The following is an 11,803-nucleotide window of genomic DNA, read 5'->3' as shown; positions in this document are numbered from 1 at the left end:
GAAGAACCGGCCGCACTCGCCATCAAGCGCCCACACTTATCGGCTGTTAGTTTTTAAAGAGCACATCGCCTGACTTATCCACTTCACCGCACCGAGCGTCTTGCTCAGCGCCGCTTCAGTCTGGCGTTTGCTGCATCAGCAGCAGAGAAACGAGATTATGAACATCGCTTCGGAGTCTGTCAACAAGTTTTTTGCAGCATCTTGTTTGACTCGCCTTTCGGCACTCCTCCCAAGACTCGGATCACATTCCATCCGTTTGAAGTTAAACGGGTCGTGCGAACATCGCACGACCCGTCGACGCTAGTCTTGGTGCCGGCTGCAGGACTCGAACCCGCCACCTGATGATTACAAATCAACTGCTCTACCAGATGAGCTAAGCCGGCGAAGGACGAGATTCTACTCTACTTGACGACTTTGAGGTGCGATCTCACCGCAGATTTTGCAGCGTCCTCATCAGATGAACCGAGCGCCGGCTCCTCACGAGACGAAGCAGCCCCAGCACCCGTCCGCTCATCCGTAGCAGGCTCGGCCGGACGCACATCGCGCTCAGTGGATCGCGCAGCGCCCGATACACCCGCCGGCTCCATCGCGGAATGCGATGCAGGCTCGACCGGGAATGCCATTCCCTGCCCGTTCTCCCGTGCGTAGATCGCGAGAACGTTCGCTACCTGCACTTCGATCTTGTGCGACTTGCCCGAGAATCGCGCACTGAACTCGATCCATTCGTTGCCCATTTGCAGCTGGCTCGTCGCCTCGAAGCTGATGTTCAGCACGATTTCGTCGTTCCGCACGAACTGGCGCGGCACGCGCGTGGCCCCGTCGACCCGAACGGCGATGTGTGGCGTGAAGCCGTTATCCGTGCACCACTCATAGAGCGCGCGCAGCAAATAAGGCTTGGTGGAAATTTCTTGCATCAACTTTCCTCTGCCGAAGCACGGCCGCACGAACTCGCGCCGCCATGCTCCGCTCTCGCAAACTATCGACGCATCACCTTTTCGGAAGGCGTGAGCGCTTCAATATAAGCCGGACGGCTGAAGATCCGTTCCGCGTACTTCATCAACGGTGCAGCGTTCTTCGACAGCTCGATCCCGTAATGATCCAGACGCCACAGCAGCGGTGCGATGGCCACGTCGAGCATCGAGAACTCTTCGCCCAGCATGTACTTGTTCTTCAGGAAGATCGGCGCGAGCTGCGTGAGACGGTCGCGGATTGCGCTGCGAGCCTTCTCATGATTCTTCTCCGCGGCCTTGCCCTTTTCGTTTTCGAGCGTGCCGACGTGCACGAACAGTTCTTTCTCGAAGTTCAGCAGGAACAGGCGCGCACGCGCACGCTGCACCGGATCGGCCGGCATGAGTTGCGGGTGCGGGAACCGCTCGTCGATATATTCGTTGATGATATTCGACTCGTACAGGATCAGGTCGCGCTCGACGAGAATCGGCACCTGTCCGTAAGGGTTCATCACCGCGATGTCTTCCGGCTTGTTGAACAGATCGACGTCGCGGATCTCGAAATCCATGCCCTTTTCGAACAACACCAGCCGGCAGCGCTGGGAGAACGGGCAAGTTGTGCCGGAATACAGAACCATCATGTTTTTAAATTCCCTTCAGTAAACTCGAAGGGCCGGCCGAGGCGGCTTTCCTGGGAAAGCGCCGTCGCACCGACCCACGCCGTCGATTGGCGTGCTATTTGATATCTCTCCAGTATGCCGCGTTCAGGCGCCATGCGAGGAAGCTCAGGAGCGCCAGGAACAGCAAAACCCAGACGCCGAGGCGCTTGCGGGTCTGCTGGGCGGGTTCGGACATCCACGAAAGGTACGAAACCAGATCGGCCACAGCTGAATCATAATCCACGTTCGACATGGCGCCAGGCGTCACCTGAGTGTAACCCACGAATCTTTTTACCTTTTCGCCCGTCTTTTCGTCCGTTTCCGTCGTGAACCGCGCGTCGCGGACGCCCTGCAGCATCCATAGCACGTGCGGCATGCCAACGTTCTCGTACACGCGATTATTCCAGCCCGTCGGCCGCGTCGGGTCGCGGTAGAAGCTGCGCAGGTACGTGTAGAGCCAGTCGCGTCCACGCGCCCGCGCTTCCACCGACAAATCCGGCGGCGACGCACCGAACCACGCCTTGGCGTCGTCGGGACGCATGGCAATGCTCATCGTGTTGCCGATTTTGTCCGTCGTGAACAGCAGATTGTCCTGAATCTCCTTCTGACTGATGCCGAGATCGGTCAGCCGGTTGTAGCGCATCAGGTTCGCACTGTGACAGTTCAGGCAATAGTTTACAAAGATTTGTGCGCCGTGCTGCAACGACGCAAAATTGTCCGCGTTATTCGGCGCGCGGTCGAGCACTGCTTCTTCCTGGGCGTGAACCGGCGCGACGCCGAATGCGAACATCGCGGCGCCGATCATCGCCATGATTGAGAGCCATTTTTTCATCGTGTTGTCTCCGGACGTGAGCTCAGTGCGGTTTGTACTTCACTCGCTCGGGCGGCAATTTGAATCTGCCGCGCGGCGTCCAGAAAGGCATGCCCAGGAAAAACGCAAAATAGATCAACGCGCAAATCTGTGCGATGAGCGTCCCCGCCGGCGATGGCGGCCTCGTTCCTAGAAAGCCGAGCACGAGGAACGCGAATACGAATATCGCGTAAAAGACCTTGTGGAAGAGCGGCCGATAACGAATCGATTTGACCGGACTGCGGTCGAGCCACGGCAGGAAAAACAGCGATACGACCGCCGTGCCCATTACCACCACGCCCCAGAATTTTGACTCGGTGAATGCCATGAATACGATCACGACGAGCGCCAGCACCGGCAGCGCAATCCGCCATTTACCGCGCGCCCGCAACAGCGCGAACAAGCCGAGCAGCGCGATAATGATCATCAACACGATCTTGAACGGATCGGTGGTTGCGCGGAGCATGGCGTAGAACGCGGTGAAATACCAGACGGGCGCGATCTCGGGAGGCGTCTGCAGCGGATTGGCCGGCACGAAGTTATTCGCTTCGAGAAAATAGCCGCCCATTTCCGGCGCGAAGAAAATGATCGCCGCGAAAATCAGCAGAAACACGCACACGCCCATGAAGTCGTGCACCGAGTAATACGGGTGAAATGGAATGCCGTCGAGCGGAATGCCGTCCGCGTCCTTCTTCGCCTTGATTTCGATGCCATCGGGATTATTCGATCCGACTTCATGCAGCGCGACCAGATGTGCGACCACGAGCCCGATCAACACGAGCGGAATCGCGATCACGTGGAACGCGAAGAAGCGATTCAGCGTGACATCCGACACCACATAATCGCCGCGAATCCAGAGCGACAAATCCGGTCCGATGAACGGGATCGCGGAAAACAGATTCACGATTACCTGCGCGCCCCAGAACGACATTTGGCCCCACGGCAGCAGATAGCCGAAAAACGCCTCGGCCATCAGGCATAAGAAAATCGCGCAGCCGAAAATCCACACGAGTTCGCGCGGTTTCCGGTATGAACCGTAAATGAGCCCGCGGAACATATGCAAATACACGACAACGAAAAACATCGATGCGCCCGTCGAATGCATATAGCGAATGAGCCAGCCCCACGGCACCTCTCGCATGATGTATTCGACCGACGCAAACGCGAGCGTCGCATCCGGCTTGTAATTCATCACGAGGAAAATGCCCGTCACGATCTGAATGACGAGGACGAGCAACGCGAGCGAGCCGAAGAAATACCAGAAGTTGAAGTTTTTCGGCGCGTAGTATTCGGAAACGTGTTTTTTCCAGGTTGCAGTCAGCGGAAACCGGCGGTCGATCCAGCCCGTCAGGCCCGTCGTCTCGACATCCTTGTCTGCGGTCGCCATTTAAGCCTCTCCCTTTTCGTCCTTGCCGATCACGAGTTGCGTCGCCGAAGTGAACATATACGGAGGTATGTCCAGATTCTGCGGCGCGGGCTTGTTCTTGAAGACGCGGCCCGCCAGGTCATAAGTCGAACCGTGGCAGGGGCAAAGGAAACCGCCCGGCCAGTTATCGGGAAGATTGGGTTGGGGACCTTCGGTGAATCGCGGCGTCGGCGTACAGCCCAGGTGCGTGCACACCGCGACCGTCACCAGAATGTTTCTATGATCGGCGCGCGACCGATATTCATTCTTGCAATACTCCGGCAACGGCATTGAAAATTCCATTTTGGAATTCGGGTCCGCCACTTCGCCGTCGGCCTTCTTGATGTCGGCCAGCATTTCATCGGTGCGATTGACGATCCACACCGGCCGGCCGCGCCACGCGACCGTCATCATTTCGCCCGGCTTCAGTCCGCTGATATCGACCTCGACGGGCGCGCCCGCCGCCTTGGCCTTTTCCGATGGCGCAAACGAACTGACAAAAGGCACTACGGTTGCCACACCTCCGACACCACCTGCTACGGTCGTCGCAATCAGCCAGGTACGGCGGCCGCCGTCGACGCGCTTATCGTCCTTGTCTCGCATCACACGCCCCACTTCTGAGTTGGATTTATACCGTCACATCAGTGTTCCGCCGCTAGTGTGCGCGAATGGAGTTGCCATTTACAAGGCCCGCGCAGTAAAAATCACTCGAAGCTGGCGGGCCTTCCGGGTTTTCCCCACGTTTTCGCGCATTCCCGTGAAGCAATCTTTCAAAGCGATCTCGAGCGTCGAATAACAGAAAATACTCGTGAGCGCCTATTAAACAGGATTATCGATGTCGATGAACAGGTGCTCGACATCGAATTCCTCGGACAGATGCGCCCCGACCGCCTGCACGCCATAGCGCTCAGTGGCGTGATGCCCCGCCGCGATAAACGCGACGCCGGATTCCGCCGCGATATGCATCGTCTGCTCGGACACTTCGCCGGTCACGTAGACATCCGCGCCGGCCTCAATTGCTTCTTCGAAATAGCCTTGCGCGCCGCCGGTGCACCACGCGACGCGCCGCAGTTCGCGGCCGAAATCGCCGAAAACGAGCGGCTTGCGGCCGAGCGCGTTTTCCACCGTCGCGGTGAAGTGCTCGAGCGAAAGCGGCATCGTGAGCGGTGCGACCCAGCCAAGGTCCTGATCCCCGAAACGGCCATCCGCGATCAGCCCGAGCCGCGCGCCGAGCTGCGCGTTGTTGCCGAACTCCGGATGCGAATCGAGCGGCAGATGGTACGCGAACAGATTGATGTCGTTGGCGATCAGCGTCCGCAGGCGCCGATGCTTGCGCCCCGTGATTTGGGGCGCCTCGTTGCGCCAGAAGTAGCCGTGATGGACGAGCACGGTATCCGCGCCCCACTCCAGCGCGGCTTCCAGGAACGCGAGCGACGCCGTCACGCCCGTCGCAATTTTCTGAACGCGCCGGCCGCCTTCGACCTGCAGGCCGTTCGGGCAATAGTCCTTGAAGCGGCCGATTTCCAGCAGATTGTTCAGATACAATTCGAGTTCGATCCGATCCATGAAATCCTCTATCCCTTCAAATGCTTAGACGCTTCTGGCTGTTTTTTGCCCAAGCGGTCACCGTGCTTTTGGCTCTGATGTTCATCATCGCGACCCTCAAACCGCAGTGGCTTCAACGTCAGGGCCAATTTGGCAAGCAACTCGCCGAGCCGATCGTCGCGCTACAGGAAGTAGCGCCGAGCATCGGCTCGCGTCCGGCTCAGTCGTCGTATGCCGAAGGCGCGCAGAAAGCGATGCCCGCGGTCGTGAACGTGTTCTCCAGCAAGGATGGCAACCTGCCTCCGGACGCGCGCTCGAAAGATCCGCTGTTTCGCTACTTCTTCGGCGACAAGAACCGGCGCAAGAGCGACGAGCCTCCCGCGTCGAATCTCGGCTCAGGGGTCATCGTCAGCTCGGAAGGCTACATTCTAACGAACCAGCATGTCGTGGACGGTGCGGACCAAATCGAAGTCGCGCTCGCGGACGGGCGCACGTCGAGCGCCAAAGTCATCGGCGTCGATCCCGAAACCGACCTCGCGGTGCTGAAGATCAACATGACGAACCTGCCGACCATCACGCTCGGCCGGATGGATCAGGCGCGCGTCGGCGATGTCGTATTGGCGATCGGCAACCCGTTCGGCGTCGGGCAAACGGTGACGATGGGTATCGTGAGCGCGCTCGGGCGCAATCACCTCGGCATCAACACGTTCGAGAACTTCATTCAGACCGACGCGGCCATCAATCCCGGCAACTCCGGCGGTGCGCTCGTCGACGTGAACGGCAACCTGCTCGGCATCAACACGGCAATCTACTCGCGCAGCGGCGGGTCGCTCGGCATCGGCTTCGCCATTCCGGTCTCGACGGCGCGCAGCGTGCTGGAAAGCATCATCACGACGGGCACGGTCACGCGCGGATGGATCGGCGTGGAGCCGCAGGACGTGACGCCGGAAATCGCGGAATCGTTCGGGCTGGATCAGAAGTCGGGCGCGATCGTCGCGGGCGTGCTGCAAGGCGGCCCGGCGGACAAGGCTGGCATCAAGCCGGGCGACATTCTCGTGAGCATCAACGAGGACACGATCACCGACACCACGCGCCTGCTCAACGTCGTCGCGCAGATCAAGCCGGGCACGGCGGTGAAAGTCCACCTGATGCGCAAGAACAAGGAATTGGACGTCAACGTGACCATCGGCAAGCGGCCCGCACAGCCGCGCGCGCCGCAGATGCCGGACGAAGACCAGGGCGATCAGGGCGACGAATAAGGCATCGTTCGGAAAAGTAAAAAGGCGGCTTCGAGAAATCGAAGCCGCCTTTTTTCATCGAACGCGGGCACTTTGGAAGCGACCAAACGCGACAATCTGCCGCACCCGATCTACTTCACCACCACTTCCTCGCTCTTGACCGCTTCCTTTCCGACGACAAACCGCGCCGCCACGATTCCGGCCTCGTAAAGCACGATGAGCGGAATCGCGAGAATGAGCTGCGAGAAGACGTCGGGCGGCGTCACGACCGCCGAGATGATGAACGCGCCGACGATCACATAAGGGCGAATCTGCTTCAGCTTCGGAATGGACACCACGCCCATGCGCGCGAGCAACACGACGACGATCGGCACCTCGAACGTCACGCCGAACGCAAGGAACATGGTCAGCACGAAGCTCAGATAATTGTCGATATCCGTCGTCATCTCCGCGCCGAGCGGCGCGTTGTAGTGCGCCATTACGCGGAAAATGGTGGGAAACACGACGAAATAGGCGAACGCCATGCCGCAGAGAAAGAGCGCGTAGCTGCTGAAAACCAGCGGCCCCACGAGCTTTTTCTCGTGCTGGTAAAGGCCCGGCGCGACGAACGCCCAGATCTGATACAGCACGATTGGCAAGGCGATGACGAACGCGACGAGCATCGTCACCTTCATCGGCACGAAGAAGGAGCCGGTGACGTCGGTGACGATCATCTTGCCGTCGCGCGGCAGGTTTTGCATGAGCGGCCGCGCGAGCAGCTTGAAGATGTCCGGCGCCCAGTAGACGAGCGAAACGAATACGACGATGACCGCAGCGCCCGCGCGGATAATGCGGTCACGCAGTTCGACCAGGTGCGAAATGAACGTCTCTTCGACGGGCTCGTCTTTATTTTGTTGCGGGTCGCTCACGCCGGCCCTCGGAATGGATCATCGATGGAAGGAATGCGGCCGCGTCAGAAAAACTTCGTCGGACGCCGCAGGCTGGCGGGCGTATGCCGCGCCACGCGCGCCGCGCCCGACTGGACACGCGTGCGGCGCGCGGTCGTGCGCTTGTACCAGCCCGGAATCGCACTCTGTTTGACGCGCCAGTTCTTGCGTTTCGCCGGCACGGGCGCCGCGCTGCCCCACGACCGGCCGATGCCGCCCTCATCCGCAACCGACGATTCCCCCTCGCCCGCGATGCTCGGCGACACCGACGTGCCCTGATTCCACGCGTCGTTGAGTTCGGATTCGTGGCGCCGCAGATTGTCGTGAATCGTCGATTCGACGTTCGACGCCGCCGTCTCGAACTGCGTGCGCATCTTCTTCAGCTCGTCGAGTTCCATCTCGCGCGCCACCTCCGACTTGACGTCGTTGATGTAGCGCTGCGCGCGTCCGAAGAGCGCGCCGGCGGTGCGCGCGACGCCGGGCAGGCGCTCCGGCCCGAGCACCACGAGCGCGACGACGCCGATCAGCGCCATTTTGGTCAGACCGAGATCGAGCATTGAGAAAGAAGTGGAGGGTTGCGGTCAGCGGCCCAGCTTAGCGGTAGTCGCTCGAGCGGGTCTTGTCTTTCGCTTCCACGTCCACCGTGCCGTTGCGCGGCAGTTCGCGCTGGTCCGGCGACGCGGGGTTGTCGCCTTCGCGCATGCCTTCCTTGAAGCCCTTCACCGCGCCGCCCAGGTCGCCGCCGATGTTACGCAGTTTCTTCGTCCCGAAAACCAGCGCCACGATCAGCAACACGATCAACCAATGCCAAATGCTCAACGAACCCATGAATGAAAACTCTCCTTAGTACGGCCGCCAAACCTTTCCGCGACGGAAGGCTGGCCCGGCGGCCCGAGCCGAAGCACTATCGCTTCAGCCAGCAATAATCGATCTTGCCCGCCCAATGATGCGTCAATAAGCTGAAATCACGATGAAACCGTATCAGCCCATCCGCCGCCACGGGCGCTCCCCGGCCAAAAGATGCGCATGAATGTGAAACACCTCCTGCCCGCCGCCCGGCCCGGTGTTGATGACCGTGCGAAAACCCGTGTCGCCCCCGGTGTAGGAGACGCCCAGATCCTTCGCCAGACGGCCAACGAGATTCATCATTCTACCAAGCAACGGGGCATCACTTTCAGAGCAGTCCGAAAGTGTCTCAATGTGCCTGCGGGGGATGACCAGCACGTGGACCGGCGCGGCCGGGTTGATGTCGTTGAAGGCGACGAATTCGTCGTCCTCAAAGACCTTCGTGCTGGGAATCTGCCCGGCGGCGATCTTGCAGAAAATGCAGTTGTCTTGACTCATGAATGTCCAGTATCCGGAGATCCGGCTTGGCCGATCAAAACCACGCGCGCGGCTCGATCGCTTTGTTTTCGTAGAGGAACAGCCAGCCCTTGATGACGCGATAAAGGGTCCAGATGCCGACCGCGAACAGAATAACGAAACCGATGCCCACGAAAAGCAGCGCCACGCCGACCAGATGCCCCAGCACCGCCCACCAGAACGTGCGGATCTGCCACGTGAAGTGCGCTTCGTACGGCGTGCCGACGGTGTCGCCGCGCTTCAGATAATTGATGATGACCGCGACGAGCACGGTCAGCCCGCCCGTCAGCCAGTAGAGCGCATACAGGGCGTAGAGGATGTGAGTCAGCGTGCGCAGACGGCGCAGGCGCTCGGGCTCGCCCGATTCCTGATACATGGGCGGCGGATACGGCTGGTCGGGCGATCTCATGCTTGCCTCCAACGCTTGCGCGAGAAAGTGGGCGAAACCCTCGTCAGCCGCCGTTCTGCTCGCGCTCGCGCGATTTGCGCAGCGCCTTTTCTTCGATCCCCGACAGGCCTTCGCGCCGCTCCAGTTCGGCGATCACGTCGGCCGGGCTCAGATCGAAATGCGACAGCATCACGAGACAATGGAACCACAAGTCGGCGACTTCTCCGACGAGCGCTTTCGGCGCGCCGCCTTGCCGCGTGTCCTTCGCGGCGAGCACGACTTCCGTCGCTTCCTCGCCGATTTTCTTCAGGACCGCGTCGTCACCTTTATGAAAGAGTCGCGAAACGTAAGATTGTTCCGGATCGCCGCCCTTGCGGCTGTCGATGACGGCGGCGAGGCGCAGCAGCGTGTCCAGCGTGTTGGCTTGCGTCATTTATAGATGCTTTCTGGGTCTTTCAGGACCGGTTCGACGGCGACCCACTCGCCGCTTTCGGCCGTTCCTTCGAATTTCTGAAAAAAGCAGGAATGGCGGCCCGTGTGGCAGGCGATACCCGAAACCTGCTCGACTTTGAGCAGCACGACGTCCTCGTCGCAGTCGAGGCGCACGTCGTGGACGTGCTGGACGTGCCCCGATTCCTCGCCCTTGAACCACAACCGCTGCCGCGAGCGCGAGAAATACACGGCGCGCTTCAGTTCGATGGTCTTCGCGAGCGCCTCGCGGTTCATCCACGCGAACATCAGCACGTCGTTCGTCGATGCTTCTTGCGCGATGACCGGCACGAGGCCGTTCGCGTCCCACTTCACTTTGTCGAGCCAGGTGGCTTGGTCGCTCATGGTCAGATCCTCACCGCGATGCCCTGGTCGGCCATGAAGCGCTTCGCCTCGCCGACCGTGTGCTCGCCGTAGTGGAAGATGCTCGCCGCGAGCACGGCGTCTGCGTGACCATCCACGATGCCATCGGCAAGATGCTGCAGCGAGCCGACGCCGCCGGACGCGATCACCGGAACCGGCACGGCGTCCGATACGGCGCGCGTCAGCGCCAGATCGAAGCCCGCCTTGGTGCCGTCGCGATCCATGCTGGTCAGCAGGATTTCGCCCGCGCCGAGTTCGGCCATCTTGCGCGCCCATTCGATCGCGTCGATGCCCGTCGCCTTGCGCCCGCCGTGCGTGAACACTTCCCAGCGCGGCGCATCGCCTTCCGCCGACACGCGCTTCGCGTCGATGGCGACGACGATGCACTGCGAACCGTGCTTGTCCGACGCATCGCGCACGAGTTGCGGATTCGCGACCGCCGACGAGTTCATGCTGATCTTGTCCGCGCCCGCGTTCAGCAGGCGCCGGACGTCCTCCACGGCGCGCACGCCCCCGCCGACGGTCAGCGGAATGAAGACCTGCGACGCCACCGCCTCGATGATCGGGAGAATGAGGTCGCGCTGATCGGACGTCGCGGTGATGTCGAGGAACGTGAGTTCGTCCGCGCCCTGATCGTCATAGCGCCGCGCGATTTCCACGGGATCGCCCGCGTCGCGCAGTTCGACGAAGTTGACCCCTTTGACGACGCGGCCAGCGGTCACGTCGAGACAGGGGATGATGCGTTTTGCGAGAGCCATGTTCTTGCCACTGCCGGTTCGGTACGAAGTGAGGGCGGCCAGCGCCGCCCGGCGCGCTTGAAACGTCCGCGCAAGGGGCGAAGCGGCGGGTTTAAGCGTCGTCCGCTTCGCGCAGCGCGTCGGCGCGCTGTTGCGCCGCGTTGAAGTCGAGGTCGCCGGAGTAGATCGCGCGGCCGCAGATCACGCCTTCGATGCCTTCGCTCTCGACTTCGCAGAGCGACTCGATGTCCGCGATGCTCGACAGCCCGCCGCTCGCGATGACCGGAATCTTCACCGCTTGCGCGAGCCGCACGGTCGCGTCGATGTTGATGCCCTGAAGCATGCCGTCGCGGCCGATGTCCGTATAGATGATGGACTCGCAGCCGTAGTCCTCGAACTTGCGGCCGAGGTCCACGACTTCGTGACCGGTCAGCTTGCTCCAGCCGTCGGTGGCGACTTTGCCGTCTTTCGCGTCCAGCCCGACGATGATGTGCCCGGCAAACGCGGTGCACGCGTCCTGCAAAAAGCCGGGATTCTTCACCGCCGCCGTGCCGATGATCACGTAGGCGAGGCCGTCGTCGAGATAGCGTTCGATCGTGTTGAGGTCGCGGATGCCGCCGCCCAACTGCACGGGAATTTCGCTGCCCACTTCTTCGATGATCGCGCGGATGGCGTCGCCGTTTCTCGGCTTGCCCGCGAATGCGCCGTTCAGGTCGACGAGGTGCAGTCTGCGTGCCCCCTTGTCGACCCAATGCCGGGCCATCGCCGCCGGATCCTCTGAGAAAATGGTCGCCTGGTCCATATCGCCCTGCTTGAGGCGCACGCACTGACCGTCTTTAAGATCGATGGCCGGAATGAGCAGCATAGGTATCGCGTAATGTCTGGATGAAATTA

Annotated in this window: 16 protein-coding genes and 1 tRNA gene; 1 reads left to right on the top strand and 16 read right to left on the bottom strand. The window is 60.9% G+C overall.

All coding sequences use genetic code 11. From position 1 onward, the window contains the following. Positions 1–307: 307 nt before the first annotated feature. The 7 genes from AWB72_RS25325 to AWB72_RS25295 form a co-directional block, all read right to left on the bottom strand. Positions 308–383, bottom strand: a tRNA-Thr gene (locus AWB72_RS25325). Positions 384–401: 18 nt separating this feature from the next. After that, positions 402–914 carry a ClpXP protease specificity-enhancing factor gene (locus tag AWB72_RS25320; protein WP_040050400.1) on the bottom strand — a complete coding sequence of 171 codons (513 nt, stop codon included), beginning with the start codon at positions 912–914 and terminating at the stop codon, positions 402–404. A gap of 62 nt (positions 915–976) precedes the next feature. Further along, the gene (locus tag AWB72_RS25315; RefSeq protein ID WP_008344155.1) at positions 977–1,588 is read right to left on the bottom strand and encodes a glutathione S-transferase N-terminal domain-containing protein; all 612 of its coding nucleotides are present in this window, start codon (positions 1,586–1,588) and stop codon (positions 977–979) included. Between the two features lie 94 nt (positions 1,589–1,682). Beyond that, positions 1,683–2,438, bottom strand: coding sequence for a cytochrome c1 (locus AWB72_RS25310; RefSeq protein WP_040050401.1), 756 nt, complete (start codon positions 2,436–2,438; stop codon positions 1,683–1,685). 22 nt (positions 2,439–2,460) lie between these two features. After that, a complete protein-coding gene (locus AWB72_RS25305; RefSeq protein WP_040050402.1) occupies positions 2,461–3,843 on the bottom strand; it encodes a cytochrome b in 1,383 nt (460 codons plus the stop codon). Next, complete coding sequence (gene petA, locus AWB72_RS25300; protein WP_040050403.1) at positions 3,844–4,464, bottom strand: ubiquinol-cytochrome c reductase iron-sulfur subunit; 621 nt, start codon at positions 4,462–4,464, stop codon at positions 3,844–3,846. A gap of 216 nt (positions 4,465–4,680) precedes the next feature. Continuing rightward, on the bottom strand, positions 4,681–5,427 hold the full coding sequence (locus tag AWB72_RS25295; RefSeq protein ID WP_040050404.1) for a Nif3-like dinuclear metal center hexameric protein: 747 nt from the start codon (positions 5,425–5,427) through the stop codon (positions 4,681–4,683). Positions 5,428–5,447: 20 nt separating this feature from the next. On the opposite strand from AWB72_RS25295, the gene AWB72_RS25290 reads away from it, so the two are divergent. Further along, complete coding sequence (locus AWB72_RS25290) at positions 5,448–6,665, top strand: S1C family serine protease (protein WP_040050405.1); 1,218 nt, start codon at positions 5,448–5,450, stop codon at positions 6,663–6,665. Positions 6,666–6,775: 110 nt separating this feature from the next. Here the strand turns inward: AWB72_RS25290 and tatC are convergent, their stop codons facing one another. The 9 genes from tatC to hisA form a co-directional block, all read right to left on the bottom strand. Further along, positions 6,776–7,552, bottom strand: coding sequence for a twin-arginine translocase subunit TatC (gene tatC, locus AWB72_RS25285; protein WP_040050406.1), 777 nt, complete (start codon positions 7,550–7,552; stop codon positions 6,776–6,778). 44 nt (positions 7,553–7,596) lie between these two features. Then, on the bottom strand, positions 7,597–8,127 hold the full coding sequence (gene tatB, locus AWB72_RS25280) for a Sec-independent protein translocase protein TatB (protein ID WP_040050407.1): 531 nt from the start codon (positions 8,125–8,127) through the stop codon (positions 7,597–7,599). A gap of 37 nt (positions 8,128–8,164) precedes the next feature. Beyond that, the gene (gene tatA, locus AWB72_RS25275; protein WP_040050408.1) at positions 8,165–8,398 is read right to left on the bottom strand and encodes a Sec-independent protein translocase subunit TatA; all 234 of its coding nucleotides are present in this window, start codon (positions 8,396–8,398) and stop codon (positions 8,165–8,167) included. 153 nt (positions 8,399–8,551) lie between these two features. After that, complete coding sequence (locus tag AWB72_RS25270; RefSeq protein ID WP_040050409.1) at positions 8,552–8,914, bottom strand: histidine triad nucleotide-binding protein; 363 nt, start codon at positions 8,912–8,914, stop codon at positions 8,552–8,554. A gap of 34 nt (positions 8,915–8,948) precedes the next feature. Further along, the gene (locus AWB72_RS25265; protein WP_040050410.1) at positions 8,949–9,341 is read right to left on the bottom strand and encodes a DUF4870 family protein; all 393 of its coding nucleotides are present in this window, start codon (positions 9,339–9,341) and stop codon (positions 8,949–8,951) included. Between the two features lie 43 nt (positions 9,342–9,384). Then, positions 9,385–9,753 (bottom strand): phosphoribosyl-ATP diphosphatase, encoded by a 369-nt coding sequence (locus AWB72_RS25260; RefSeq protein WP_040050411.1) that lies wholly within the window; start codon positions 9,751–9,753, stop codon positions 9,385–9,387. Next, positions 9,750–10,154: a phosphoribosyl-AMP cyclohydrolase gene (gene hisI / locus AWB72_RS25255; protein ID WP_040050412.1), complete on the bottom strand. Its 405-nt coding sequence runs from the start codon at positions 10,152–10,154 to the stop codon at positions 9,750–9,752. The genes AWB72_RS25260 and hisI overlap by 4 nt, the downstream gene beginning before the upstream one ends. Before the next feature lie 2 nt (positions 10,155–10,156). Beyond that, positions 10,157–10,930: an imidazole glycerol phosphate synthase subunit HisF gene (gene hisF / locus AWB72_RS25250; RefSeq protein WP_040050413.1), complete on the bottom strand. Its 774-nt coding sequence runs from the start codon at positions 10,928–10,930 to the stop codon at positions 10,157–10,159. A gap of 91 nt (positions 10,931–11,021) precedes the next feature. Further along, positions 11,022–11,774, bottom strand: coding sequence for a 1-(5-phosphoribosyl)-5-[(5-phosphoribosylamino)methylideneamino]imidazole-4-carboxamide isomerase (gene hisA, locus AWB72_RS25245; RefSeq protein WP_040050414.1), 753 nt, complete (start codon positions 11,772–11,774; stop codon positions 11,022–11,024). Positions 11,775–11,803: the final 29 nt, after the last annotated feature.

The organism is Caballeronia concitans (assembly GCF_001544615.1).
GTDB classification, from domain to species: domain Bacteria; phylum Pseudomonadota; class Gammaproteobacteria; order Burkholderiales; family Burkholderiaceae; genus Caballeronia; species Caballeronia concitans.
This window is presented reverse-complemented; position numbering and strand designations above follow the sequence as displayed.

What these genes read in the sequence shown, in the direction of transcription:
- AWB72_RS25265 (WP_040050410.1), bottom strand. Translation starts at nt 9,341, where the DNA reads ATGAGATCGCCCGACCAGCCGTATCCGCCGCCCATGTATCAGGAATCG.
- hisF (WP_040050413.1), bottom strand. Translation starts at nt 10,930, where the DNA reads ATGGCTCTCGCAAAACGCATCATCCCCTGTCTCGACGTGACCGCTGGC.
- AWB72_RS25315 (WP_008344155.1), bottom strand. Translation starts at nt 1,588, where the DNA reads ATGATGGTTCTGTATTCCGGCACAACTTGCCCGTTCTCCCAGCGCTGC.
- AWB72_RS25270 (WP_040050409.1), bottom strand. Translation starts at nt 8,914, where the DNA reads ATGAGTCAAGACAACTGCATTTTCTGCAAGATCGCCGCCGGGCAGATT.
- tatB (WP_040050407.1), bottom strand. Translation starts at nt 8,127, where the DNA reads ATGCTCGATCTCGGTCTGACCAAAATGGCGCTGATCGGCGTCGTCGCG.
- AWB72_RS25305 (WP_040050402.1), bottom strand. Translation starts at nt 3,843, where the DNA reads ATGGCGACCGCAGACAAGGATGTCGAGACGACGGGCCTGACGGGCTGG.
- AWB72_RS25320 (WP_040050400.1), bottom strand. Translation starts at nt 914, where the DNA reads ATGCAAGAAATTTCCACCAAGCCTTATTTGCTGCGCGCGCTCTATGAG.
- AWB72_RS25290 (WP_040050405.1), top strand. Translation starts at nt 5,448, where the DNA reads ATGCTTAGACGCTTCTGGCTGTTTTTTGCCCAAGCGGTCACCGTGCTT.
- AWB72_RS25295 (WP_040050404.1), bottom strand. Translation starts at nt 5,427, where the DNA reads ATGGATCGGATCGAACTCGAATTGTATCTGAACAATCTGCTGGAAATC.
- hisA (WP_040050414.1), bottom strand. Translation starts at nt 11,774, where the DNA reads ATGCTGCTCATTCCGGCCATCGATCTTAAAGACGGTCAGTGCGTGCGC.
- hisI (WP_040050412.1), bottom strand. Translation starts at nt 10,154, where the DNA reads ATGAGCGACCAAGCCACCTGGCTCGACAAAGTGAAGTGGGACGCGAAC.
- petA (WP_040050403.1), bottom strand. Translation starts at nt 4,464, where the DNA reads ATGCGAGACAAGGACGATAAGCGCGTCGACGGCGGCCGCCGTACCTGG.
- AWB72_RS25310 (WP_040050401.1), bottom strand. Translation starts at nt 2,438, where the DNA reads ATGAAAAAATGGCTCTCAATCATGGCGATGATCGGCGCCGCGATGTTC.
- tatA (WP_040050408.1), bottom strand. Translation starts at nt 8,398, where the DNA reads ATGGGTTCGTTGAGCATTTGGCATTGGTTGATCGTGTTGCTGATCGTG.
- AWB72_RS25260 (WP_040050411.1), bottom strand. Translation starts at nt 9,753, where the DNA reads ATGACGCAAGCCAACACGCTGGACACGCTGCTGCGCCTCGCCGCCGTC.